The organism is Mycetohabitans rhizoxinica HKI 454 (assembly GCF_000198775.1).
Classification (GTDB): Bacteria; Pseudomonadota; Gammaproteobacteria; order Burkholderiales; family Burkholderiaceae; genus Mycetohabitans; species Mycetohabitans rhizoxinica.
The window spans coordinates 1285851-1311399 of the sequence record NC_014722.1; the positions used below are offsets into that span (position 1 = coordinate 1285851).

The 25549-nt window shown below is 63.9% G+C and carries 16 protein-coding genes and 3 pseudogenes; 13 read left to right on the top strand and 6 right to left on the bottom strand.

The features are described from left to right. Window positions 1–4 precede the first annotated feature (4 nt). Entirely contained in the window at window positions 5–1774 is a 1770-nt protein-coding gene (locus RBRH_RS06055) for a glycosyltransferase family 39 protein (protein WP_013435154.1), read from the bottom strand. A gap of 110 nt (window positions 1775–1884) precedes the next feature. Beyond that, entirely contained in the window at window positions 1885–2274 is a 390-nt protein-coding gene (locus tag RBRH_RS06060; RefSeq protein WP_041753448.1) for an Mth938-like domain-containing protein, read from the bottom strand. A 313-nt stretch (window positions 2275–2587) separates the two neighbouring features. On the opposite strand from RBRH_RS06060, the gene RBRH_RS06065 reads away from it, so the two are divergent. From RBRH_RS06065 to RBRH_RS06090, 6 genes are all read left to right on the top strand, one after another. Then, window positions 2588–3820 carry a pyridoxal phosphate-dependent aminotransferase gene (locus tag RBRH_RS06065; RefSeq protein ID WP_013435156.1) on the top strand — a complete coding sequence of 411 codons (1233 nt, stop codon included), beginning with the start codon at window positions 2588–2590 and terminating at the stop codon, window positions 3818–3820. Between the two features lie 55 nt (window positions 3821–3875). Further along, a complete protein-coding gene (locus tag RBRH_RS06070; RefSeq protein WP_041754234.1) occupies window positions 3876–5207 on the top strand; it encodes a homoserine dehydrogenase in 1332 nt (443 codons plus the stop codon). 52 nt (window positions 5208–5259) lie between these two features. Further along, a complete protein-coding gene (gene thrC / locus RBRH_RS06075) occupies window positions 5260–6711 on the top strand; it encodes a threonine synthase (protein WP_013435158.1) in 1452 nt (483 codons plus the stop codon). An 11-nt stretch (window positions 6712–6722) separates the two neighbouring features. After that, the gene (locus tag RBRH_RS06080) at window positions 6723–8129 is read left to right on the top strand and encodes a molybdopterin molybdotransferase MoeA (RefSeq protein ID WP_013435159.1); all 1407 of its coding nucleotides are present in this window, start codon (window positions 6723–6725) and stop codon (window positions 8127–8129) included. A 64-nt stretch (window positions 8130–8193) separates the two neighbouring features. Beyond that, window positions 8194–8451, top strand: a complete 258-nt coding sequence (gene moaD / locus RBRH_RS06085; RefSeq protein WP_013435160.1) for a molybdopterin converting factor subunit 1 — start codon at window positions 8194–8196, stop codon at window positions 8449–8451. 37 nt (window positions 8452–8488) lie between these two features. Next, complete coding sequence (locus tag RBRH_RS06090) at window positions 8489–8983, top strand: molybdenum cofactor biosynthesis protein MoaE (RefSeq protein ID WP_013435161.1); 495 nt, start codon at window positions 8489–8491, stop codon at window positions 8981–8983. On the opposite strand, the gene RBRH_RS06095 is transcribed toward RBRH_RS06090, so the two are convergent. Further along, window positions 8977–9450 carry a group III truncated hemoglobin gene (locus RBRH_RS06095; protein ID WP_013435162.1) on the bottom strand — a complete coding sequence of 158 codons (474 nt, stop codon included), beginning with the start codon at window positions 9448–9450 and terminating at the stop codon, window positions 8977–8979. The genes RBRH_RS06090 and RBRH_RS06095 overlap by 7 nt on opposite strands. A 192-nt stretch (window positions 9451–9642) precedes the next feature. On the opposite strand from RBRH_RS06095, the pseudogene clpB reads away from it, so the two are divergent. From clpB to RBRH_RS06110, 3 genes and pseudogenes are all read left to right on the top strand, one after another. After that, window positions 9643–12238, top strand: a pseudogene (gene clpB, locus RBRH_RS06100) (ATP-dependent chaperone ClpB). A gap of 492 nt (window positions 12239–12730) precedes the next feature. Continuing rightward, window positions 12731–14713, top strand: a complete 1983-nt coding sequence (locus RBRH_RS16185) for a VRR-NUC domain-containing protein (RefSeq protein WP_162145549.1) — start codon at window positions 12731–12733, stop codon at window positions 14711–14713. After that, entirely contained in the window at window positions 14713–17193 is a 2481-nt protein-coding gene (locus RBRH_RS06110; RefSeq protein ID WP_041754237.1) for an ATP-dependent DNA helicase, read from the top strand. The genes RBRH_RS16185 and RBRH_RS06110 overlap by 1 nt, the downstream gene beginning before the upstream one ends. A gap of 138 nt (window positions 17194–17331) precedes the next feature. On the opposite strand, the gene zwf is transcribed toward RBRH_RS06110, so the two are convergent. Next, the gene (gene zwf / locus RBRH_RS06115) at window positions 17332–18807 is read right to left on the bottom strand and encodes a glucose-6-phosphate dehydrogenase (RefSeq protein WP_041754238.1); all 1476 of its coding nucleotides are present in this window, start codon (window positions 18805–18807) and stop codon (window positions 17332–17334) included. A gap of 84 nt (window positions 18808–18891) precedes the next feature. After that, window positions 18892–19154 (bottom strand): annotated as a pseudogene (locus RBRH_RS17125) (IclR family transcriptional regulator domain-containing protein); the annotation flags it as partial. A 164-nt stretch (window positions 19155–19318) separates the two neighbouring features. Between RBRH_RS17125 and RBRH_RS20150 the strand changes: the two are divergent. Further along, window positions 19319–19450: pseudogene (locus RBRH_RS20150) on the top strand (3-oxoadipyl-CoA thiolase); the annotation flags it as partial. A 78-nt stretch (window positions 19451–19528) separates the two neighbouring features. After that, on the top strand, window positions 19529–20320 hold the full coding sequence (pcaD, locus tag RBRH_RS06125; protein WP_013435171.1) for a 3-oxoadipate enol-lactonase: 792 nt from the start codon (window positions 19529–19531) through the stop codon (window positions 20318–20320). A 25-nt stretch (window positions 20321–20345) separates the two neighbouring features. Here pcaD and RBRH_RS06130 read toward each other — a convergent pair whose 3' ends face one another. Continuing rightward, entirely contained in the window at window positions 20346–22751 is a 2406-nt protein-coding gene (locus tag RBRH_RS06130; protein ID WP_013435172.1) for a hybrid sensor histidine kinase/response regulator, read from the bottom strand. Window positions 22752–22885: 134 nt separating this feature from the next. Between RBRH_RS06130 and RBRH_RS06135 the strand changes: the two genes are divergently transcribed. Together RBRH_RS06135 and bamC are read left to right on the top strand one after the other, a co-directional pair. Further along, entirely contained in the window at window positions 22886–23767 is an 882-nt protein-coding gene (locus tag RBRH_RS06135) for a cytochrome c oxidase assembly protein (protein WP_013435173.1), read from the top strand. Between the two features lie 144 nt (window positions 23768–23911). After that, the gene (gene bamC, locus RBRH_RS06140) at window positions 23912–25081 is read left to right on the top strand and encodes an outer membrane protein assembly factor BamC (RefSeq protein ID WP_041754239.1); all 1170 of its coding nucleotides are present in this window, start codon (window positions 23912–23914) and stop codon (window positions 25079–25081) included. Window positions 25082–25549: the final 468 nt, after the last annotated feature.

Here is a 25549-nt window from a genome sequence, read left to right on the forward strand (position 1 = left end):
ACGGTTAAGGTTTGGCGACGATGACGCGCCGCGTGTCGCGCGCAATCACCCTCATCGGCACGCCGGCGGCGGCCAGCTGCCCGTACAGCGAGGGCGGCAACAACGCCAGTGCGGGTCCGGGCTCACGCCACCGGGCGCGCCACTGGTCAACCGTCGGAATCCACTTGCTTGGCTCAATGGTTGCTCCGAACCATAGCTCATCGGCGTGCTGGACCATGATGGTCGTATGGCGGACATAGAATGGCAGCGTATGGTCGAGCATGTCCACCGAGTAGAACGGCGTGTCGGCCGGCAGCTTCGCCAGCTCTGCCTGGACCGCCGGTGCGAGCAGGGCGCCGCTGCTGTGTCGTCCGAACACCTCGTGGCCATTGCCGCCAATGGCGCCGAGCAGGAACCAGCCGATGCCGAACACAACGATGCTCGCTGCCGGCGGCGCGGCATGCGGCGCGGCGCCGCACGGCAGCGCACGCCGCCGCACGAGCCAGCCGGCGAGCAGCGTCAGCACGAGGCCGACGCCGATGGCGATCTCGACCCAGACGACGTATTCTCGATACAGCGCGTTCGGCGTTTTCTCGTCACCGTCCCCGCTCAGCGCGAAGTACGCGACCACGGCCGCTATGGCCAGGAACGCCGCATAGCCGAGCAAATGCCGCCGCCATTGCGCGCGCGTGACCCCCGGCAGGTACAGGCCGATCACTAGGGCCAGCGCCGGCGCCACGGGCAGCGTGTACGAGATCAGCTTTGAATGCGACGCGCTAAAGAACAGGAAGATGAACGCAGACCACACCAGCAGCAGCGTGACTGGCGCGAAGCCGTTCTGCTGACGCGGCATCCGCCAGCCCTGGCGCACGCTCTGGGCGACGATTGAGACCCAAGGCAGGAAGCCCACGAGCAGCACGCCCGCGAAATAATAGAATGGCCCGGGCCGGTTTTGCGCGGGTGTTAGGTAGCGCTCGAACTGCTGGACGATGAAAAAATAATGGAAGAACTCTGGATTGTTGCGCTGCACGAGCACGAACCATGGCAGCACGATCCCGGCAAAGACCAGCGCGCCGCTGATCAGGTAAAGCCGTTTCCACACCGCCCAGTCACGTGCCACCACTGTGTAAATCACCAGCGTCGCGCCCGGCAGGATGAGCCCAACCAAGCCCTTGGATAGGACCGCCAGCGCCATTGATGCCCAGCACAGCCACATCCAGCCACGTCGCGTGCCGGCCGGCAGGTGTGCGCGCTGGGCTAGCAGCAGCGAGCACAGTGTCAGTGCCATCCAGAACGCCAGGCCTGTGTCCAGCACGTTAAAGTGGCCCATCAGATTCCAGTACGGCGACGCGGCCAGCACCAGTGCCGCCATCAGCCCGGCCGCCGGATTGAACACGCGCGCGCCGGTGTAGCCCACCAGCAGGATGCCGGCAAAACCGCACAGCGCCGTGTAGAGCCGCGCCTGCCAATCACCCAGGCCGAACCAGGCGAACGTGATGGCGTTAAACCAGGTCTGCAGCGGCGGCTTCTCGAAATATTTGTACCCGTTGTAGCGTGGGGTGATCCAGTCGCCGGTGACGAGCATCTCGCGTGCCATTTCCGCATAGCGTCCCTCGTCGCTCGGGACCAGGTGGCGCCAGTTCAACTGCAGGAACCATGCGAGTGCGAACAGCAGCACGAGCAGTAGCAGGGCCGCCGGCGACAGCGGCAACGCGCGCGACGGCGTGTTGCCGACGGCGCTGGACGGGACGGTCGAGGGCGCCGTCGGCCGCATCGGGTCGAGCAAGTCTTGCATCAGCTATCCGTTTTTCAGAGAGTGTGTAGTTGTCGTGGACGCGTGTATGGGCACGCCCGCCCGCCACGGGCCGTGGCGCGGCTAGCGGGCCACCGCATGGTGGCTCGCGCTCATGGTTTTTCGATCAGCAACGCGAGCGCGACCTTGCGGCCTTCGGCCATCAAGATGTTATAGGTGCGGCACGCGGCCTGGAAATCCATCGCTTCAATGCCGATGCGCCGGCGCGACAGGGCTACGGTTAACCGCGGGTGCGCAAAGCGCAGCCGTGCGCCGGTCCCGAAGATCACGACCTCGATGCCAGATTCGCCGGCGGACTCGACCAGCGCGTCAAAATGCTCGGGCGTGAGCGCATCGAATGAGGAGACCGGCCACGGCACGACCGGCGTCTGCGGGAAGACTAGAACGCTGTGTTCGTAGCGTTGCAGATTGACGTCGACATAGTCAGCGCCGTAACCGGTCACGGTATTCAGGGCGCCGGCAAAATCCTGGTGTAATTTCAATGCAGCAGTCCATGTGCGCCCGCCGCATGCGGCAGACGGTGGGCGCGAGTTATGGGACAATGGAAACGACCCGCGAGGACCCGGCGAGTTCCGCGCGCGGCACGTGCGGCCGCCACGGGCAAGCCGCCCGCGATCGTTTGATGCATTGCGGAACTACGCCAGAATCCGCTAAATTATACCCTTTGTCGTCCGTTAAGCCCGCTAGCTCACGCGAGCGGCGCCGCGTCAGCGGGCGGTGCGCGGCCCGGTGCCCCGGCCGCCCTCCGGCGATGGCCGCGTTCCAGCGTGAGCGCCGATTCCCCTTACCGAAGCGTTGGCCGTGAAGCCCATCCTAAAATCGCATAAGCTATCAAACGTCTGCTATGACATACGCGGGCCCGTGCTCGAGGAGGCCAAGCGCCTCGAGGAAGAGGGGCACCGGATCATTAAGCTGAACATCGGCAATCTCGCTGCGTTCGGTTTTGACGCGCCCGACGAGATCATCACCGACATGATCCGCAACCTGCCGGAGTCGTCCGGCTATTCGGATTCGAAGGGCGTGTTTGCGGCGCGCAAATCCGTCATGCACTACACGCAGCAAAAGGGCATCGTCGATGTCAAGCTCGATGACATCTTTATTGGCAACGGCGCGTCCGAGTTGATCGTGATGGCGATGCAAGGCTTGCTGAACGACGGCGACGAGGTGCTATTGCCGGCGCCGGATTACCCGTTATGGACCGCGGCGGTCAGCCTGTCGGGCGGCACGCCGGTTCACTACCGGTGCGACGAGTACAACGGCTGGCTGCCGGACCTGGACGATATGCGCGCGAAGATCTCACCGAATACGCGCGCCATGGTAATCATCAACCCGAACAACCCGACCGGCGCGCTGTACCCGGACGACCTCGTGCGGGCGATGCTCGAACTCGCGCGCCAGCACCAACTGATTGTGTTCTCCGACGAGGTCTACGACAAGATCGTCTACGACGGCGGTGTGCACACGTCGGTCGGCGCGTTATCGCAGGATGTGCTCACCGTCACGTTCAACAGCTTGTCCAAAAGCTACCGGTCTTGCGGCTACCGGGCCGGCTGGATGGTGGTGTCGGGCGACAAGCGGCATGCAACTGATTATCTGGAAGGGCTCGGCATCCTCGCATCGATGCGGCTGTGCGCGAACGTGCCGGGCCAGTATGCGATCCAGACCGCGCTGGGCGGCTACCAGAGCATCGACGAGTTAATCCAGCCGGGCGGGCGCCTGTATAAGCAGCGCGAGCTTGCCTACGACATGCTCAGCGCGATTCCGGGCGTGTCGGTCGTCAAGCCGAAGGCGGCCCTGTACATGTTTCCAAGGCTGGATCCGGCTGTCTATCCGGTGCGCGACGACCAGCAACTGATTTTGGAACTGTTGCAGCAGGAGCGGGTGCTGCTGGTGCAGGGCACCGGATTTAACTGGCCCGCTCCCGACCACTTCCGGGTTGTATTCCTGCCCAACGTCGATGACCTGGGCGATTCGCTGAGCCGTGTCGCACGGTTCCTCGACGGCTATCGTAAGCGTACGAGCGCGTGAGGCGTGTCGCGCGCGCGTTGCGCCCCCTTTTAATGACTATGACACACGCGGGATGATGGAACCGATCAAAGTAGGATTGTTGGGCTTTGGCACGGTCGGTAGCGGCACGTTCAACGTGTTGCGCCGCAACCAGGAAGAAATTAGCCGCCGGGCTGGCCGCGGGATCGAAATCACGCGCGTCGCGGTGCGCAATCCGGCTAAGGCGCAACAGGTGCTGGGCGATGCGCTTGGCACGGTGGCGCTGGCGTCGGATTTTGTCGCGGTGGTCGACGATCCGTCGCTGGACATCATCGCGGAGATGATTGGCGGCACCGGCATCGCCCGTGAACTCGTGCTGCGTGCGATCCACAATGGCAAGCATGTGGTGACGGCCAATAAGGCGCTGCTCGCTGTGCATGGAACTGAAATTTTCGAGGCGGCGCGTGCCAAGGGCGTGATGGTCGCGTTCGAAGCCGCGGTGGCCGGCGGCATTCCGATCATCAAGGCGTTGCGCGAGGGCCTGACGGCGAACCGCATCCAGTATATTGCCGGCATCATCAACGGCACCACTAACTTCATTCTCTCTGAGATGCGCGAGCGCGGCTTGGATTTCGCGACCGCGTTGGCCGACGCGCAGCGGCTCGGCTACGCGGAGGCCGACCCGACGTTCGACGTCGAGGGGATTGACGCTGCGCACAAGGCCACGATCATGGCGGCGATCGCATTCGGCGTGCCGGTGCAGTTCGAGCGTGCCCATGTCGAGGGCATCACCCGGCTGGACGCGCTGGACATTCGCTACGCGGAGGAACTGGGCTACCGGATCAAGCTGCTCGGCATTGCGCGGCGCACCACGCAGGGCATCGAGTTGCGCGTGCATCCGACGCTGATTCCGGCCAAGCGGCTGATCGCGAATGTGCAGGGGGCGATGAACGCGGTCCTAGTCTACGGCGATGCGGTGGGCGCGACGCTGTACTATGGCAAGGGGGCGGGTGCCGAGCCGACGGCGTCGGCCGTGGTCGCTGACCTGGTTGACGTCACGCGACTGCACACGGCGGACCCCAACAATCGCGTGCCGCACCTGGCATTCCAGCCGGACCGATTGGCGAACACGCCGATTTTGCCCATCGACGAGGTCACCAGCAGCTACTACCTGCGGTTGCGCGTTGCGGACCAGACCGGCGTGCTGGCCGACATCACGCGCATCCTCGCGACCCTAAACATCTCGATCGATGCGCTGCTGCAAAAGGAGTCGGAGGTCATCGACGTAAGCCTGGCGGGCGAGACCGATATCATCCTGATCACGCACGAGACGCTGGAGAAGAACATCAATGCAGCGATTTCTCGTATCGAAGCGTTGTCCACGGTGCGCTCGGGCGTGACCCGACTGCGCATGGAAGCGTTGAACTGATGCCCACGCCAATTGCTTCGGCCCGTGGCCGGAGCGCCAGGAGCTTTCCCGGATGAACTACATTTCCACGCGCGGCGCCGGGCTCGGCGAGCGCCATTCATTTTCCGACATCCTACTCGGCGGTCTTGCGAAGGATGGTGGCCTGTATTTGCCGGCGCAGTATCCGCGTGTGTCCGACGCTGAGTTGTCCCGCTGGCGTACGCTGTCCTATGCGGACCTGGCATTCGAGATACTCGCAAAATTTTGCGACGACATGCCGGCCGACGACTTGCGGGCGCTGACGCGGCGCACTTATCGCGCCGACGTGTATTCAAACGTGCGCGCCGGCAGCGATGCGCAGCGCATCACGCCGCTCAAGACGCTGGGCGTCGAGGGCGGCGCGCCGCTGGCGCTGCTCGAGCTGTCCAACGGCCCGACGCTCGCGTTCAAGGACATGGCGATGCAGTTGCTCGGCAACCTGTTCGAGTACGTGTTGACGCGCCATGACCAGCAATTGAACATCCTTGGCGCGACGTCTGGCGACACCGGCAGCGCCGCCGAATACGCGATGCGCGGCAAGCGGGGCGTGCGTGTGTTTATGTTGTCACCGCATCGCAAGATGAGCGCGTTCCAGACCGCGCAGATGTTCAGCCTGCAGGACCCGAACATCTTTAATATTGCGGTCGAAGGGGTGTTTGATGATTGCCAGGACATCGTCAAGGCCGTCTCGAACGACCACGCGTTCAAGGCCCGCTATCAAATTGGCACGGTCAACTCGATCAACTGGGCCCGGGTCGTCGCACAGGTTGTCTACTATTTTCGAGGCTATTTCGATGCGACGCGCGGCAACGACCAGCGCGTGTCATTCACCGTCCCGTCGGGCAATTTCGGCAATATATGTGCTGGCCACATTGCGCGGATGATGGGCTTGCCGATCGATAAGCTGGTGGTTGCCACCAATGAGAACGACGTGCTCGACGAGTTCTTCCGTACCGGTACGTATCGCGTGCGCGTCGGGGCTGAAACCTACCAGACGACCAGTCCCAGCATGGACATCTCAAAGGCGTCGAACTTTGAGCGCTTCATCTTCGACTTGCTGGGCCGCGATTCGGCGCGCGTGTTGCAGTTGTTTCGCGACGTCGAGGTCAAGGGCGGGTTCGACTTGGCCGCGTCGGGTGATTTTGCCCGCGTGCGTGAGTTCGGTTTCGTGTCCGGTCGCAGCACGCACGCGGATCGGATCGCGACGATCCGCGACGTCCACCGTCGCTACCAGGCGATGATCGACACGCATACAGCGGACGGCGTGAAAGTGGCGCGCGAATATCTAGAACCGGGGGTGCCGATGATCGTGCTCGAGACCGCGCAGCCGATCAAGTTCGGCGACACGATCCGTGAGGCGCTGGACCAGGATCCTGCGCGCCCGCCGGCCTTTGAGGGACTGGAGGCGTTGCCGCAGCGTTTCACTGTATTGCCGGCCGACGCCGAGCGTGTGAAGGACTTCATTCGCGCGCAGATCGACGGCTAGGCGGCGTATCGGTGCGGCGCCGCGGCTACAGCGCCGGGGCTACAATACGTCTTTATTCGTCAACATCCGGCCCGAATCCGATGTCGATCCCGAACGATACCGCGCCGGTGGCGTGGGCTAGCCAAACGGCCGGCGCCGCCACGGCCACGGACGCCATCCACCCACCACGGCTGTCCACGCAGGACGCGCTTGCGCAGTTGCTGGCCGCGGCGTTTCCATCCTGCGTGCAGCCTGACGCGGTCGAGATAGTGCCGACGCAAGACGCGCTGAACCGCGTGTTGGCCGCCGACATTCGCTCGGCGCTCGATGTGCCGCCGGCCGACATCAGCGCGATGGACGGCTACGCGGTGCGGGCCGCCGACGTCGTGGCCGGGCGGCCGATGCGCGTGTCACAACGCGTGCCAGCTGGCCATGCGCCCAGTGGAGCGCTCCAGGCCGGCACCGCGGCGCGCGTTTTCACCGGTGCGCGACTGCCCGCGGGCGCCGACACGGTAGTGATGCAGGAGCAGGCGCATGCACATGGCGAGACGGTCGCGTTCGACGCGCCGCCGCCAATGGGCGAGTGGATCAACCGGCGTGGTTCGGATATCCGCAAGGATGCGGTGATCCTGCCCGCCGGCACGCGGCTAACGCCGCAGGCGTTGGGCCTGGCCGCGTCGGTCGGCTGTGCGACGCTGCCGCTCGCGCGACGGCCGAGGGTCGCGATAGCCTTTACCGGCGACGAGTTGACGATGCCGGGCGAGCCGTTGCGTGAAGGCGCAATTTACAATTCGAGCCGGTTCACGCTCGGTGGACTGCTGGCCGCACTCGGCTGCGACGTGACGGATCTTGGTATTGTGCCGGACCGGCTCGATGCGACGCGCGATGTGCTGCGTGAGGCGGCGCTTGCGCATGACCTGATCCTCACCTCCGGTGGTGTATCGGTGGGCGAGGCGGATCACGTGCGGGCCGCGGTGCAGGCTGAAGGTTCGCTGCACCTGTGGCAGATCGCGATGAAGCCGGGCAAGCCGCTTGCATTCGGCACGGTGCGCCGACCGGCAGCTGCGGGGCCATCGTGCGCCGGCGCGCCGCACGACGCGGCGTTCTTCATCGGCTTGCCTGGCAATCCGGTGTCCAGCTTCGTGACGTTCCTGTTGTTTGTGCGTCCGTTCATCCTGCGCCTAGCCGGCACGAGATGCGTCGAGCCTCGTGCGCTGCGCATGCGGGCCGATTTCACGCAAAAGAAGGCGGATCGCCGCAATGAATTCCTGCGCGCGCGGATCAACGAGGCTGGAGGCCTGGACCTGTTCCCGAATCAAAGCTCGGCGGTGCTGACATCGACAGTGTGGGGGGACGGATTGATCGACAATCCCCCTGGGCATGCGATCCAGGCGGGTGAGACGGTGCGTTTCCTGCCATTCTCGACGTTGCTGGCGTAATGGCGTAGCAGCGCGACGGAGAGGGCGCGCGCAGACGAAACAGGTTTTTCAACGGTCAAGGGCAATGAAGATCGAACTGAGGTTTTTTGCAAGTGTGCGCGAGGCAGTTGGCACGGGCGCGGAAACGGTTGACGTACCGGACAGCGTTAACACGGTCGGCGACGTGCGCGCCTGGCTATGCTCGCGCGGCGGCGCGTGGGCAGGCGCACTGGCGGACACACGCCCGCTGCGCATGGCCTGCGACCATGTCATGACCAACCCGGCGACGCGACTGACCGACGGTTGTGAGGTAGCGTTTTTTCCACCCGTCACCGGCGGGTGATGCGGCAGCGGCCGGGCGGGGTACTGCGGAGGATGAGATGACAGTTAGCGTGCAGGCACGCGATTTTGACGTGACGACGGAGCTTGCCCGGCTGCGTGCGCGCAATCCACGCATCGGTGCGGTGGTTAGCTTCGTGGGTACCGTGCGCGAGTTGAGCGACGGCGAGTCAATCAGCGCGTTGGAACTCGAGCATTATCCGGGTATGACCGAACGGGCGCTGGAGGCCATTGTTGCCGAAGCCGAGCGCCGCTGGGCGGGCATCGACGTGTGCGTGGTGCACCGGTACGGTCGGCTCGATGCAGGCGAGCAGATTGTGCTGGTCGCAGTCGCGGCTGCACATCGCGGCGACGCGTTTGCCGCCTGCGAGTTCGTGATGGATTACCTAAAGTCTAACGCGCCTTTTTGGAAAAAGGAGCGCACTGAGCAAGGCGAGCGCTGGGTCGATGCGCGCGCCACCGACGACGCGGCGCTCGCGCGCTGGGGCATTGCGTCGCACAACGCGGCGAAGGGTCCGCGTGCCGACGATCAGTGAGCGGCACCACGCTCGCCGCGGCGCGGCGCGATTCGCTCGAGCAGCGCCTTCTGCTCCGGCGGCACTTGGTATTGCCATCCGAAGCGGCTCAGCTGCAGGCTTTCCGCGATGCGCAGCGCCGGCTCCATCAGCTTGAGCGCTGCGGCGGGCTCGAACAGGTGCTCGACCGTGTCCAGGAACAGGTACAGCCAGCGGTTGAAATGCTCGGGCTCGATACCCTTTAATGGCAGGTGGGCCAATTGCACATTGCCCTTATAGCGTTTGACGCCCAGCGCGATGCTGGCCCAAAAGTCGCACATTTTCGCCAGATGTGGATCCCATGCGTCGCTAATCGCCTGCGCGAAGATCGGTCCCAGCGTGTCGTCTGCCCGCACGCGTGCATAGAAGCGGTGGACTAGCGCATGGATGCCTGCTTCGTCCAGGATGGCAAGGCGGCTCGCCGCGGCGTCGGATTCGGGAATGAACATGATGTCGTGTCGTCAGTAGAGAGAGCGGATTGCAGCGCAGCCTAGCCGAGCTTGACAAGCACATGGTAGCTGAGTTGAGTCAGCCTAGCGTGCCGCTCGCGCACGCGCTAGGCTTGATCACATTGACCCCGGGCGCTTGAAAAGCGCCATTCGGGCCTCAAGATATGGGACAACCAAGGATTGGAGGTCTCGATGAGGATCGACAAACTCACCACGAAGTTCCAAGAAGCGCTTGCGGATGCACAAAGCCTTGCTGTTGGGCGAGACAATCAGTATATCGAGCCGCTGCATGTGCTCGCGGCGCTGCTCGCGCAGCCCGATGGCGCGGCCCGCTCGCTGTTGTCGCGCGCCGGTGTGCATATGCAGGCGCTGCAGGCCGCGCTAGGCGCGGCGTTGGAACGGTTGCCGCAGGTACAAGGCACCGACGGCAACGTACAAGTGAGCCGCGAGTTGAGCGGCTTGTTGAACCAGGCGGACAAGGAAGCGCAGAAGTACAGCGACGCGTATATCGCTAGCGAAATGTTCCTGCTCGCGCTCGCTGATGACAAGGGTGACGCCGGCCGGCTTGCGCGCGAGCATGGCCTGACTCGTAAGGCGCTGGAAGCCGCCGTCGCGGCGGTGCGCGGCAACGCGCAGGTCAACAGCCAGGATGCCGAGAGCCAGCGTGAGGCGCTGAAGAAATACACGGTGGATTTGACCGAGCGCGCGCGCGCCAGCAAGCTCGACCCGGTGATTGGCCGCGACGACGAGATTCGTCGCGCGATCCAGATTCTGCAACGCCGCACGAAGAACAACCCGGTGTTGATCGGTGAGCCAGGCGTGGGCAAGACCGCGATCGTCGAAGGTCTCGCGCAGCGCATCGTCAATGGCGAGGTGCCCGAGACACTGAAAGACAAACGGGTGCTGTCGCTGGATATGGCCGCGCTGCTGGCCGGCGCCAAATATCGCGGCGAATTCGAGGAGCGGCTCAAGGCGGTGCTCAGCGACATTGCGAAGGACGAGGGCCGCACGATCGTGTTCATCGACGAGATTCACACGATGGTCGGTGCAGGCAAAGCGGAAGGCGCGATCGACGCGGGCAACATGCTCAAGCCGGCGCTCGCGCGCGGTGAGTTGCATTGCATCGGCGCGACGACGCTGGATGAATACCGCCGATATATCGAAAAGGACGCGGCGCTTGAGCGGCGCTTCCAGAAAGTGCTGGTCGATGAGCCGTCGGTCGAGGCGACCATTGCGATCCTGCGTGGGTTGCAGGAAAAGTACGAGCTGCATCACAAGGTCGAGATCACGGATCCGGCCATCGTCGCGGCTGCCGAGCTGTCGCACCGCTATATCACCGACCGTTTCCTGCCGGACAAGGCGATCGATTTGATCGACGAGGCGGCGTCCAAGATCAAGATGGAGATCGACTCGAAGCCCGAGGCGATGGACCGGCTCGAGCGTCGGCTGATCCAGCTGAAGATCGAGCGCGAGGCGGTAAAGAAGGAAACCGACGAGGCATCGCAGAAGCGGCTCGGGTTGATCGAGGACGAGATCGCGCGGCTCGAGCGCGAATACGCGGATCTCGAGGAGATTTGGACGGCGGAGAAATCTGCCGTGCAGGGCGGTGCGCACTTGAAGGAAGAGATCGACAAGACTCGCGCGGAAATCGTGCGGCTGTCAGCGCGAGGGCAAGCTGGACAAGGTCGCCGAGTTGCAGTACGGCACGTTGCCGCAGCTGGAGGCGCAACTGAAGGCCGTCACTCAGGCTGAGGCCGGTACGCCCAAGAACGATAAGCCGCGGTTGCTGCGCACACAGGTGGGCGCCGAGGAGATCGCCGAGGTCGTATCGCGCGCCACTGGCATCCCGGTTGCGCGGATGATGCAGGGCGAGCGCGAAAAGCTGCTGCAAATTGAGGCGAAGTTGCATGAACGCGTGGTTGGCCAGGATGAGGCGATCAGTGCGGTGGCCGACGCGATTCGCCGTTCGCGGGCAGGCTTGGCCGACCCGAACCGGCCTTATGGCTCGTTCCTGTTCCTCGGCCCGACGGGGGTCGGCAAGACCGAGTTGTGCAAGGCGCTGGCGGCGTTCCTGTTCGATACCGAGGACCACTTGATCCGCATCGACATGAGCGAATTCATGGAGAAGCACAGCGTCGCGCGGCTGATCGGCGCGCCGCCTGGCTATGTGGGCTACGAGGAAGGTGGCTACTTGACCGAGACCGTGCGGCGCAAGCCGTACAGCGTGATCCTGCTCGATGAGATCGAGAAGGCGCACCCGGACGTGTTCAACGTGCTGCTGCAGGTACTCGACGACGGCCGCATGACCGATGGCCAGGGCCGTACGGTGGATTTCAAGAACACCGTGATTGTGATGACGTCGAATCTCGGCTCGCAGCAGATCCAGTCGATGGTCGGCGAGCCTCATGCGGCGGTGCGCGATGCGGTCTGGGAAGAGGTCAAGCAGTATTTCCGCCCCGAGTTCCTGAATCGGATCGATGAGGTCGTCGTCTTCCACGGCCTGGATCGCAGCCATATTCGCTCGATCGCGAAGATCCAGCTGCAACGGCTCACCGAGCGATTGGCGAAGATGGACATGCAACTGGACGTATCGGATGCGGCACTCGAGCACATCGGCAAGGTCGGCTACGATCCGCTGTTCGGCGCGCGGCCACTCAAGCGCGCGATCCAGCAGGAGATCGAAAACCCGATTGCCAAGCTGATCTTGGGTGGCCGGTTCGGTCCAAAGGACCTGATCCCGGTCGACTTTGAGGATGGCAAGTTCGTGTTCGAACGGGTCGTGCACTGACAGGGCGCCAATGCGCGGGGCGCAACGGCGGCGCTGGCGCTGTTGCTCGGCGCCTGCGCCCCGCCCTAGCAGGGTTTTCAGGCTCGATGGCGCCGGCGCGCTGTGCAGCATGCAGAAAAGTCTTGATCACTCCACGCCCAGAATGGCGACAAACCGCCCATTCTGAGCGGCTGCTCAGCGCATCGTACGTTAGTCTTCCGTTGCCCGGCAGACGCAATGATGCGGCGCCCGCCGCTGTACCGCTGGGCGGGCTGTTCGATTTATTCCCGCATTACCACGCGTTCGTTAGTCTCCTTAAACTAGTCGCCTCACGAGGATAAACTGGTCGTCTCATGAGGAGGCGGCGACGCAGCGCGCTGTCGGCCGCGCTGTTAGGCTATCTCGCGGTTAAGGTGATGATTGGCGCCTACCGGACACTGCTACGATGGCGGGTGACCCGATGCGGCCGACGCTGGTATCATCTCGTACTGTATATTTATACAGGATTAGATGATGGACGCGATTCCCGCCGGCGGCGTGGACCCGTTCTACTATGTCGCAAACTTTCGTCGCGCTATCGCGTGGTTGAGCGATCGATGTGATGACCTGCTTGACGAGCAAGAGCGAGCCTTCATCGACGCGGTCGAGCCGTTGCCGCACGCGTCGCGCGCACTGCTGGTCCGGATGCTAATGCGCAAAGGACCGTTGTTTCGCACGGACAAGCTGCGTTATGCCGAGATCGGCGAGCCGCTTGCCGCATGCGGGCCATTGATTGCGCGAGGCTGGGTTGAGCTCGATCCGCCGATGTCGGTCGACGAACTGTTCACTGTGGCGACCAAGGTCCAACTCGAGCACCGCTTCGAGGCGGCGAAGACGGCGCGCGGCACGAAGGCGGCGCTGCTTGACGCGCTGCGCACCGCGTATCCCGGTGTACAACAGGCGTACTCGGCCTGGTGCCCGAACGGGCCAGCAAAGGTTGTCCGTTTCCTGCTGGGGCCCCTGTGTGATCGGCTTCGATTAATGTTTTTCGGGAACCTGTGGCAGGACTGGTCGGAGTTCGTGCTGGCTGACCTGGGTGTTTTCCGCTACGAAGCCGTGCGCTTGGACGGATCGTCCCGTGCATTCCAACGGCGCGAAGATGTCGATGCCTACTTCTCGTTGCATGCGTGTCGTCAGGCATTGGACGCGGCGCCTGACGACGCGAAGCTGGATGCATTGCTGTCGCAGGCGTGCGCATGTCCGACTGAGAATCCTTGGCTCGGTATGCGTCGCGCCAAAGTGTTGTTTCGGATCGGCCAGCACTGCGAGCGGCGGCGCGATTGGCTGCGCGCGCTGCATGCGTACGAGGTGAGCACATATCCGGAAGCCCGCTATCGGCGAGTGCGCGTGCTCGAGGCGCTCGGCCGTCGCGGTGACGCGTTGGCGCTTGCTGCGCAAGTCGTACGCACGCCAGTTAGCGAGGTCGAGGCACAGCGCGCCGCGCGTACCCTTGCGCGGCTACAGCGCGTGCCGCGCGCCGCACGACAGCAATCGCCGCTGCCGATGCAATCAGCATGTGGCGAGCAGCCATCCGGCTCGCATCGCGTACCTTCACTACAATCTGATTTATCGGCATCGGCATCGGCATCGGCATCGGCATCGGCATCGGCATCGGCATCGGCATCGGCATCGGCATCGGCATCGGCATCGGCATCGGCATCGGCATCGGCATCGGCATCGACATCGACATCGATATCGACATCGACACAGACATCGACACAGACACAGACACAGACATCGGCAACGCCGATCTCGCGCAGCGACTGGCTCCTGCCCATGCCCGCCGTGCCGATGCGGGTCGAGCACGTATTGCGCGCTCACCTGCATCGCCCGGAGGCGCCGGTGTTCTATGTCGAAAACGCATTGATCAACACCTTGTTTGGCCTGTTGTGCTGGCAGGTGATATTCGCGCCGATACCCGGCGCATTCTTTCATCCGTTCCAGCGCGGGCCGGCGGACCTAGACGCGCCAACGTTCGTCGCGCATCGTCAGGCGCTGTTCGATGCGTGCCTGCAACAGCTCGACGATGGTCGCTATCGACGCACGATCGAAAATAATTTTGCCGCGAAGGCCGGGATTCAATCGCCGTTCGTGGCCTGGGGCGTGTTCGACCCCGCGTTGTTGACGCTCGCGCTGGACTGCATGCCGGCCGCCCATCTGAAGCTGTGGTTCGAGCGGTTGTTGTGGGACGTCTCGCAGAACCGTTCTGGATTTCCGGATCTGGTCCGATTCGTGCCGGCCGTGCGTTCGTATGAACTGATCGAGGTGAAAGGGCCCGGCGACCGGCTGCAGGACAATCAGTTGCGCTGGCTCGCCTACGCACACGAAAAGGGGCTGCCGGTCAGCGTCGCGCACGTGCGGTGGCTCGACGACGGAGATAGGATGTCGGCGCCGCCCGCCGCGGTCGGCAATGCGATCCCGGACGGCGTCAGCGCGCCAGCGCAGTGGGCGGTGTGATGCGCTATGTGATTGCCGTGCGCGCATTGTGCGAATTCACGGCGAAGCAAGGCGACCTGGATCTGCGGTTCACGCCGTCTCCCAGCGCCGAGGAGGGTAGGACCGGCCATCGCGTCGTTGCGAGCCGCCGCCATGCGGACTACCAAACGGAAATCAGTGTCACGGGCGAGTACCGGGAACTGACGGTGCGCGGTCGCGCGGACGGCTACGATCCGCAACGGGGTCGGCTCGAGGAAATCAAGACGTATCGCGGCGAACTGGATGCGATGCCGGACAATCACCGCGCGCTGCATTGGGCACAGTTGCGGGTGTACGGCTGGCTGTTCTGTCAGCAGGCGCGCGTGCCGTCGATCGAACTCGCACTGGTGTACTACGACATCACGACTGGGCACGAAACAGTGCTGACCGAGACGGCAAGTGCCGCTGCGCTGCAAGCGGCGTTCGAACAGCAATGTGCACGCTTTATCGACTGGGCGGCTCGGGAACGAGCACACCGCGCCGCGCGCGATGCGATGCTGCACGGTTTGCAGTTGCCGTTTCCTGCGTTTCGTGCGGGTCAGCGCGAGCTTGCCGAGGCGGTCTACCGCGCGGCACTCGGCGCCCGTGTGCTGCTCGCGCAAGCACCGACGGGCATCGGCAAGACGCTCGGTACGCTGTTTCCACTGCTCAAGGCCTGTCCGCGCGCATCGATCGACAAAGTGTTTTTCTTGAGCGCGAAGAGTCCGGGTCGGCAACTGGCATTGGATTCACTGCAGTTTTTGACGCGTGGCACCGTGGGACCGCGACGGTCAGCAGAACCAACAGAACCAACAGAACCAACAGAACCAACAGAACCAACAGAACCAACAGAATCAACAGAACCAACAGAATCAGCAGAATCAGCAGAATCAGCAGAATCAGCAGAATCAGCGCGGGCCGGATCCAGGGTGGTCGGACGCACAGGCATCGGCGCGCGCGCGCCAAGGTCTGCCCCCGCGCTGCCGCTGCGCGTGGTTGAACTAGTCGCGCGCGACAAGGCGTGCGAGTATCCGGGGAATGCGTGTAACGGGCAGTCATGCACGCTCGCGCAAGGCTTCTATGATCGGTTGCCGGCTGCCCGTGAGGCGGCGTTGGCAAGATACTGGCTCGATCGCAGCGTGCTGCGCGAAGTGGGCTTGACCCATCATGTGTGTCCGTACTACTTGGGCCAGGAATTGGTGCGCTGGGCTGATGTGATCGTCGGCGATTACAACTACTATTTTGACACCGGCGCCCCCCTGTTTGCGTTGACCGTGCAAAATCAGTGGCGGATCGCCGTGCTGGTGGACGAGGCGCATAATTTGCCCGAACGGGCGCGGGCGATGTACTCGGCCACGCTCGAACAGGGGGAACTGGCCCAACTTGCTCGTGGCGCGCGCGGCACGCTGGGTACCGCACTGCGTCGCTTGCAGCGATGCTGGAACACGCTGAATCGCGCGCAAGCCGAACCGTATCGTGCCTCTGACGTGTTGCCCGATGCATGGCTATGCGCGCTGCAGCGCGCCGTTGGTGCGATCGGCGAGCATCTGGCCGAGCCGCAACTTGTACCGGACGTGCGCCTGGAGCGCTTTTATCTCGATGCGATCCACTTCCTGCGCATCGCTGAGCGTTTCGACGAGCACTGGATGTTCGACGTCACACTGGCCACGCTGGAGGGGGCCGCGGCGCGTGCCACGCGGCGCTCGACGTTGTGCATCCACAATATCGTGCCGGCGGCGGCATTGCGCGCGCGTGTGGCGGCAGCCCATTCGATGACGCTTTTTTCCGCGACACTGTGGCCTGCGCGCTTCTATCGCGACCTGCTCGGACTACCGGACGATACTGTCAATGTCGACGTCGACAGTCCGTTCAGTGCGGAGCAACTCGCCGTGTACGTGACGCCGTCGATCTCGACCCGCTATCGGGACCGCCAGGCGTCGCTTGGCGCGCTGGTTGAGCAGATTGCCTCGCAGTATGCGGCGCGGCCCGGCAACTATCTGTGCTTTTTTAGCAGCTTTGCATATCTGGAACAGGCGGCTGCGCTGTTCAACACTACGCATCCGTCGATTCCGGTGTGGCAGCAGGCCCGGGCGATGGACGAGCCGGCACAGCGTGCCTTCATCGCCCGCTTCGAGCCGCACGGCCGCGGCATCGGTTTCGCCGTGCTCGGCGGTGCATTTGCCGAGGGCATCGACCTGCCCGGCACACGGCTGGTTGGCACGTTTATCGCCACGCTCGGGATGCCGCAAATCAATGCGGTGAACGAACAGTTGCGCGAGCGGATGCAGCGGCTGTTTAGTGCCGGATTCGACTATACGTACTTGTTCCCAGGGGTGCAGAAAGTAGTGCAGGCCGCAGGCCGCGTGATCCGCAGCGAGACTGACCGTGGTGTCGTGCATCTGCTGGATGACCGCTTTATGCGGCGCGACGTGCGCGCGTTGCTGCCACGCTGGTGGAAGATCCAGCCGGAGAGTCACCGCTAGGCGGCGGGCAGCGGGCCGACCACTCGCGGCGTAACGGGTCAACTACCGGTAGGGCCACGGGCCTATGCACCGACCCGACCACCGATCCGACCACCAACCGGGTGTTCCGGCTGGAACACCCGGTCGCCGCCCGCTGCGTCACATTTCTTCGGCCCACGACATATTTTCGTGCGCCATTAGCGCGGACGAAGCGGCGGGCCCGTAGGTGCCGGCCGTGTAGGTGCGGGGGCGTTCGCCCAGTTCGCGCCAGCCGGCCAGGATCGGCTCGACCCAGGTCCAAGCGGCTTCCAATTCATCGCGGCGCATAAAATGGGTCAGGCGCCCCCGGATCACGTCGATCAGCAGCCGCTCGTAGGCTTCGGCGCGGCGTCCCGTAAACGCCTGCTGCAAGTCCAGGTTCAAATTGACCGGCAGCATGTGCATGCCGCTGCCCGGCTCCTTCGCAAGCATTTGCAACTGGATCGATTCCTCCGGTTGCAGCTGGATTACCAGCCGGTTACCGTAGTTGCGCGGCCCGCTCGGAATGATCGAGAAAGGCAAGTCGGCGAAATCGATGACGATCTCGGAGAGCCGCTTCGGCATCCGCTTGCCGGTGCGCAGGAAGAACGGCACGTTGGCCCAACGCCAGTTGTTGATGTGCGCGCGCAGCGCGACGAACGTCTCCGTGTGGCTGCCTGGCGGCACGTTGTCTTCCTCAAGATAACCCTTGACTGGCTCCCTACCGATCGCGCCTGCGGTGTACTGGCCGCGCACCGTATCGCGGGCGATGTCCGAGACCGTCATCGGACGCAGCGAGCGCAGTACCTTGAGCTTTTCGTCCCGTACCGCATCGGGATCGAGCGACACGGGCGGTTCCATCGCCACGATGCACAGCAACTGCAGCAGGTGGTTCTGCACCATGTCGCGCAGCGCACCGGTCTGGTCATAGAAACCGGCCCGGCTGCCGACGCCCACGGTCTCGGCGACCGTGATTTGCACGTTCTTGATGTACGGCGCTTGCCACAGTGGCCCGAAAATCGCGTTGCCAAAGCGCAGTACCATCAGGTTCTGCACGGTCTCCTTGCCCAGGTAATGGTCGATCCGGTAGATCTGCGATTCGGCAAAGTGCTGGCCGACCGACGCGTTAATCGCACGTGCCGACGCGAGGTCGTGTCCCAACGGTTTTTCGAGCACGACGCGCGATTGTTCGTCGACCAGCCCGCACGCGGTGAGGTTGTCGCAGATCGTCGTGAAGAGCTCGGGTGAGGTGGCCAGATAGAACACGCGTTGTGCTCCGGGGCGGGACGCCGCGACGAGGTTGGCGTAGTCGGGTGACGAGCCGGCATCGATCCGCACGTAGTCGAGCAACGCCAGGAAGCGGTCCCACGCTTGTTTGTCCAGCACACTGCTGTCGACGAACGGCCGCGAGTGCTCGTCGATGAACGCGAGGTACTGGTCGCGCGAGAAGTCCTTACGGCCGATCGCGATGATCCGCGTGTCGGCCAGCAGGTTGCCGTGCAGATGCGCCATGTACAGCGCCGGAAGCAATTTGCGGGCCGACAGGTCGCCGCCGCCGCCGAAGATGATCATGTCCAGCGTAGAGGCGGATGCGGCGGAAGAAACCGTGGTTGTCATGGTGCGTGCGTGTCGCGGGCCGGTTGAGCAACCCTTATGGTGCATGGTTATTCGGATTTTTGCACGCCCCCGCGCATCGCACGCTCAGCCGCGTCGTGCGATCAACTCGGAGACGCGTTGCGCCGCGTCGAGCAATGGCGCAAGGCATGATTGGGTCATCTGAATTGCCGATTGTCGTTGTGCATTGCCGCTGATATTCATCGCGGCGATGATGCGCTGCTGGCGGTCGCGAATCGGCGCTGACATCGAAATCAGGCCACCTCCAGCTCCTGGTCAACGATGGACCAGCCTTGTTCGCGCACCTGTGCGATGGCTTGCTTGATCTGGGGCTTGTCGGTCAGCGTTTGCTGCGCCCGCGTTGCGTCGAATGAGCGGATCATCCGCCAGTTGGCGTGCGAACGACTGCACGTATGAGTCGCCCGGGCGTTCGCCGCCGGCGGGTCGTCCGGCGTCAGGCGCCGGTCCTTTGGCGGAGACGCTCGGATTCGAAGTTGTTGTTTGTTGCATCGTGCTCGCTTGCGTTGGTGCGCGGCTGACGTTGACGGCCACCTATGAATTGCAGCGACGGGCCGGGCGCTTCGTACTTGCGACAATGTGCATCGGCGTTGGCCAAGGCATCGCGCTTGCGCTCGAGCGCGTGTGAAGTCGGCGCGCTCCAATGTGCCATAGTGGGCGTGCAGCCCGCCGGCTCATTATCTGAACGACTGACGAGGAACCCATCATGCCATTTGCGTCGATCGACGGAATTCACCTGCATTACTGTATTGACGGTGCCGAGCATACCGATGCGCCGTGGGTCGTGCTGTCCAATTCGCTGGGCACGCAGCTCGCGATGTGGGATGCCCAAGTCCCGGCGCTAAACGCACATTTTCGCGTGCTGCGTTACGATACGCGCGGACACGGACAGTCGGATACGCCGCCGGGGCCTTATACAATCGGACGGCTGGCCGATGACGTGGTTGCGTTGCTTGACGCATTGGGTATCGAGCGTGCGCACTTTTGCGGTTTGTCGATGGGCGGGCAGATCGGCATTGCGCTTGGCGCGCGTCATGGCGACCGGCTGATCCGGCTGGTGTTGTCGAACACGGCACCCAAGATCGGCTCGCCGCCGGTATGGAACCCGCGCATCGCGAAAGCGCGCGGCGAAGGCATGGCTGACTTGGCCAACGCGGCCATTGAGCGCTGGTTCACGCCGGGATTTCGCGAGCGGCAAGCCGCCCAGGTTGAGCCGTTGCGAGCGCAACTGATGGCTACCGACCCCGAGGGGTATGCCGCAAACTGCGAGGCGGTGCGCGATGCGGATTTGCGCGACGAACTGGGCCGCATCACCCTACCGACGTTGGTCATTGTCGGCACGCACGATGTTGCGACAAGTCCGGAGCAGGGCCGGGCGATGGCTGCGGCGATCTGGGGGGCGCAGTATCTTGAACTCGACGCATCGCATATCTCGAACATCGAACAGCGCGACACGTACAACCGCGAGTTGGTGGCATTCCTGCGGGGCGCCGCATAACAGGGCCCGCTGGCATAAGCCATCGTCATGCCGCTTGAGGAAGCGCGGAGCGCAGCACGTCGAAATTGACCGGCTTGGGTAGCACCAGCAGGCCTTCACGTTGCGCCAGACTTAACTTGTCGGTGTGCCCGGTGACCAGGATCACGGGCAAGCTAGGGTTCGCATCGCGCAACGCGATGGCCAGGTCGATGCCGTTCATCGGGCCGGGCATTGTCACATCACTGATCACCGCATCGTATCGCGCGTGCCGATGGTAGATCTGCAGGGCTGAATGGGCGTCCGGCGCGGTGGTTACTCGATGACCGTCCAGGTTCAGCACTGCCGCCGTCGCTTCGGCGACCTCGTTATCGTCCTCCACCAGCAGGAGATCAAGCCCGGTCATGCCGGTCAAGGCGCGGCGCGCCCGCGCCGCGCGGCTCGGCCGGCCGTCGGATACCGCGTCGACGTTCGCCGGTGCCGTGGCGGGCGATCGCCGCGACAAGGGTTCATTGGGCGCCGGTACGGGAATGTCGCCGTTAGACACCGACGGATGCGGGGCAGCCCCGTCGCGTTCGGCGGTGCGCAGCCCGACGTGGGCGGGTGCCTCGGCTTCGGCTGCCGGCGCCGCTGGCAGGAACAAGGCGACCGTCGTGCCCACGCCGGGATGGCTAATGATTTGCGCATTGCCGCCGGCCTGCTGGCAGAAGCCATAGACCTGCGGCAGTCCGAGGCCGGTGCCCTTGCCGAGCTCCTTGGTCGTAAAGAATGGCTCGAACGCGCGCGCTGCCACGTCGGCGCTCATCCCGCAGCCATTGTCGCTGACCGCAATACGCACTAGATCCGGTTCGGCTATCGACGCCGTGCCGGCGTGCTCGTGCGCCGCCTGGTGGTTGTTGGCCGAAATGGCGATCTGGCCGCCGGCCGGTAGCGCGTCGCGCGCGTTGGCGAGCAGGTTGATCAGCGCAAGCTGCAGGTCGGTGGGGTCTGCCAGCACGGGCCACACGCTGTCGGGCACCGCGATGCGCACGTCGCACTGCGGGCCGGCGGATGCTTCGATCAACCCCTTCCACTCGGCCAGACGGCTGCGCAGGTCGATCCGCTCGGCTCGCGTAGGCTGCTTGCGCGAGACGCTGAGCAAACGACGGGTCAGCGCTTCGCCAGTGTGCACGGCCCGGTCAATGGCCTGCCACTGTTTTGCCATGTTGCCCTCGCCCATCTTTAGACGGATCAGCCGCGCATTCGCGGACAGCACCATCAGCAGGTTGTTGAAGTCGTGCGCGACGCTGCCGGTCAGCCGGCCCAGCGATTCCATTTTCAGTGCGTGCCGATAGTCTTCCTCGGCCGCACGCCGCAGCGAGGCTTCCGCCTGCCATTGGCGCCATGCTTTTTCCTCGCTATCGAGGCGGCGCAGTGCAACGAACGCCACCAGGAACAACGCGATGCTGGGTACGACCGAAAAGCCGGTGACGATCGCGGTGCGAGCGAGCCAACGCGAGAATACCTGGTCCAGCCGCAAGTAGTCGGTGACGTAGACGTCCCGCGAGCCCACGCGCCGGTAGCCAATGATCGCCTGCGTATCGGCCAGGTGGACCCGCTCGGTGCCGCCCAGTTGCGCGGCCAGCACGCCGCGCGGCACCGGCGGCTCGACGTCGCCGGGCACTGGCGGCGGATAGCGGGCGAGCAATGTGCCATCATTGCGCATCAGCGCGAGCTGGCCGATGTGGCTGCCGGTCACGAGCTCACGATAAAAGTCCTCGAAGTACGACGCGCGGATCGACAGGGCGACGACGCCGGCAAATGAGCCATCGTTGAGATGGCGCGGTGTGATGACATCGAAGATGCGGTCACGGTGTCCCCGTAAAGGGATCGCCTCGGTCACGTAGTCGCCCTGGTTCCACCGAGCGGCGTTGCGGAATGCATCGGTCTGCGCAAGACTGCGCGGCACGCCCAGATAGGGATCGTTGGTGACCACGAGTCGGCCGCTTGCATCGTACACACTTACCGCGGCCAAGTGATCGAAAGGTGCGGCAATTGAGCGCAGCTTGGTGGTCATTGCGTAACCGCCCAACGCGCCGCCATGAGATTCGGCTTCATAGATTGCCTGCAGGACCCTGTCCCGGATCACTTCATTGAGCTCGAACACCTTCAGCGCTTGCTCTTCGGTGATCCGCGACGAACGTGTGGCAAATCCACTGGCGTCGTCCAGCGCCTTGTGCCAACTCGTTATGCCGTAGTACAGCAGGAACCCCGCCGGCAGTACGACGGTGGCGATCAGCAGCACGACCAATGCACGGCGCAACGTGACGAAGTCGCGCACCGGCGCGTTGGGCTCGGCGTGCCCGGACAGCGGCACGGGCCAGTCCGCTCCGACGGTTGCACGATTGTCGGCGGTTGCCGGTTCGCTCGGCCCTGCAGGTCTTTTCGCAGGCGTGCGCATCTCAAATAGGGACATCTTGTCGACAAAAGATCCTCTATTTTAGGACCATCGCGCGAACCTGAGCCGGCTGCGGTTCGCTTTGCTGTTAAGATGGTGCCGCTTTTTATTGGCCGGCGCCGCTGGCGTGCGCCGCATCGTTCCACCTTATCATGTCCTCGTTGCTTCGTTTCCTGGAACCGTGGGAGCCCTCGTTTGGGCTGGTGTTCATCTTTGTCGCGGCCGCCGTGTTGTTCGCGCGCGGCACGCTGCGCCAACGTGTGAGCATTGCGCGCCAGGCAGCGTTCTGGACGGGTCTCGTGCTGCTGTATGTCGCGCTGCACACGCGAGTGGACTATTACGCCGAGCATCAATTCTTCGTCCACCGGCTCCAGCACTTGGTGCTGCATCATCTGGCACCGCTGCTGGTCATGTCCGCCTATCCAGGCAGCGTGATGCGTGCCGGCATGCCGCCACGCTGGCGCGGCATGCTGCACCGGGCGGCCCGGCGGCGTGCGTCGCGCATAGCCGGCGCCGTGCTGCTCAACCCGGCGTTCATCTCGTTGGCGTTCGTGATTTCGGTGCTCTTCTGGCTCATTCCGTCCGTGCAGTTCATTTCGATGCTCGACTGGCGCATCTACTTGTTCATGAATTGGTCGGTGACGGTCAGTGGTCTGCTGTATTGGTGGATGCTGCTGGATCATCGCCCGAGCCCGCCCAGTCGGGTAAAGCCGGGCATGCGGGTGTTGTCACCGGTGATCACGATGACGCCACAGCTTTTGGCCGGTGCGATCATTACGTTCTCCTCGCGCGACTTGTACCCGATCTTCACGTTGTGCGGTCGCGCCATGGACCTGTCGCCGGCGCTGGATCAAAGCCTGGGCGGACTGATCATGTGGGTGCCCGCGGCCATCATAGAGACGATCGGCGGCCTGATGGCGCTGCGTCATATGATGCGCTTGTCAACGCTGCCGCCGCGTCGCCCTCCCGCACAGCGCGTGCGGGCCGCCACGCTGGCGGGTGTCGCCCCTGCATCGCGGGCCGGCCGCTCATAGCGTGAGGTCGCTGTACACCACTGACGCGTCGAGCCGGCAGCACGGTTCGCGCGTCATTTTTGTACCTTGCGAAAAGAGATCGGTACAATGGCCGGTTGATTGCCGGGCATTGGTCCGGGTGCATGCGGAAAGGATTCCATGAAACTGATTCAAACCCGTCTCATCTCGCGCTTTGTTGCTGGTGCCATCATTGCCGGCGCCGTGGCGGCCTGCAGTTCGCCCCATCCACAGGCGATCGACTACAAGAGTGCCACGCGGGCAAAGGCGTCGTCGCTGGCCGTGCCCCCGGACATGGCCCACGAGATCGCCGACCAGCGTTCGCTGCCGCCTCAAGGCGGCTCGGCGTCGCTGTCCAGATTGCAGCAGGTGCAGCAATCGGCGCTTGCGCCGGTGGGCGACGCGGTGCTGCCGCCGGTGCAGGGCATGCATATCCAGCGCGAGGGTACGCAGCGCTGGCTGGTGATCGACAAGCAGGCGCCCGCACAAGTGTGGCCCCAGGTGCGGCGTTTTTGGCAGGAGCAGGGCTTCGTGCTGTCGCTGGACGCGCGCGATCGCGGGATCATGGAGACGGACTGGTACGAAACCCATCCGCAGGTGCCGGATGGCCTGATCCGCAATACGTTGTCCAAGGCGCTGGGCACCGGCTACACGACCGGCCTGCGCGACAAGTACCGCACGCGGCTTGAAAACGCGCCGAACGGCGGAACGTATGTGTTTATCAGCCAGCGCGGATTGCATGAGCAGTTGTTCGGCTCGAACAACGAGCAAAGCCGGTGGGAAGATCGGCCGAATGATCCGGCGCTGGAGGCCGAATACCTGAAGCGGTTGATGCAAGCGTTGGCGCGTAACCAGCAGGGCGGTGCGTCAATGGCCGCGGAGCCGGTGGCCGCATCTGCGCCCAAGGCCGCCGACGCGGCGGCCAGTGCGTCGCAGGCAGCGCTCAAGGCGTCGGGGGCCACCGCGACGCTCACCGGGGCGACCGACATTACGCTTGCCGAGTCTTATGACGACGCGTGGCTGCGGGTCGGCGTGGCGTTGGACCGGAACAATTTCACGGTCGATGACCGCGATCGCACACGTGGCCTGTATTTCATTCGTTACGTCGATCCGAACGACTTAAGTTCGGCCAAACAGGGCTTCTGGAGCCAAGTATTCCATGGCCGCAAGGAAAAAGCGGCGAAGCAGTACCGTGTGAATGTGCGCGCGCTGACCGAGACGCAGACGAGGGTCGCAATTGTGGATGAGAGCGGGCAGGTCGACGATTCGAAGCAGGCACGCCAGATTCTGTCGCTGCTGATCGACCAGTTGCACTGACCCTGCCGCGGCTGATTAACCAGTTGTGCTGCTCCGCCGCTGCTAATCAACTAAGCCGCGCTGACCTTCATCCCGGGCGGCGTGCGCACGGCACGCCGTCTTGCAATCTGCGTCAGGCCGCGAGTCCGCGCCAGGCCGCGCGTATGCCATGACGTCACTTGACGCCGTAACGGCTGGCGCTTTCATGCCAGCCGATCCCGCCTCATCGTCGAATGGGCTCTCTGCCGGGGAAGGTTCTCTTTTCTTAATAAGTAGCTGCCGAGGTTGGCCGCTGATTCAACGAATGCGCCTCAGTGGGCGCGCAAGCGGGTTGCCATCGCCCGAATCATGGCGGTGCGTACTCGACGCGTCGCGATCCGGCATGACTCGACGTGGCTGCGCCAACTGCCAAGCCCGGCGCCGCCTTGACCCGGGCAAGGCGCCGATGACTCCGTTGCTTATCCTCGTAGCGCGACGGTTTTGTCCGTG

Bases quoted from the DNA above. Each gene is read 5' to 3' on its own strand.
- moaD (WP_013435160.1), top strand. From the start codon at position 8,194: ATGAAGATCGAACTGAGGTTTTTTGCAAGTGTGCGCGAGGCAGTTGGC.
- RBRH_RS06135 (WP_013435173.1), top strand. From the start codon at position 22,886: ATGTCCTCGTTGCTTCGTTTCCTGGAACCGTGGGAGCCCTCGTTTGGG.
- RBRH_RS06130 (WP_013435172.1), bottom strand. From the start codon at position 22,751: ATGTCCCTATTTGAGATGCGCACGCCTGCGAAAAGACCTGCAGGGCCG.
- RBRH_RS06095 (WP_013435162.1), bottom strand. From the start codon at position 9,450: ATGTTCATTCCCGAATCCGACGCCGCGGCGAGCCGCCTTGCCATCCTG.
- RBRH_RS16185 (WP_162145549.1), top strand. From the start codon at position 12,731: ATGGACGCGATTCCCGCCGGCGGCGTGGACCCGTTCTACTATGTCGCA.
- zwf (WP_041754238.1), bottom strand. From the start codon at position 18,807: ATGACAACCACGGTTTCTTCCGCCGCATCCGCCTCTACGCTGGACATG.
- RBRH_RS06070 (WP_041754234.1), top strand. From the start codon at position 3,876: ATGGAACCGATCAAAGTAGGATTGTTGGGCTTTGGCACGGTCGGTAGC.
- pcaD (WP_013435171.1), top strand. From the start codon at position 19,529: ATGCCATTTGCGTCGATCGACGGAATTCACCTGCATTACTGTATTGAC.
- RBRH_RS06055 (WP_013435154.1), bottom strand. From the start codon at position 1,774: ATGCAAGACTTGCTCGACCCGATGCGGCCGACGGCGCCCTCGACCGTC.
- RBRH_RS06110 (WP_041754237.1), top strand. From the start codon at position 14,713: ATGCGCTATGTGATTGCCGTGCGCGCATTGTGCGAATTCACGGCGAAG.
- RBRH_RS06090 (WP_013435161.1), top strand. From the start codon at position 8,489: ATGACAGTTAGCGTGCAGGCACGCGATTTTGACGTGACGACGGAGCTT.
- thrC (WP_013435158.1), top strand. From the start codon at position 5,260: ATGAACTACATTTCCACGCGCGGCGCCGGGCTCGGCGAGCGCCATTCA.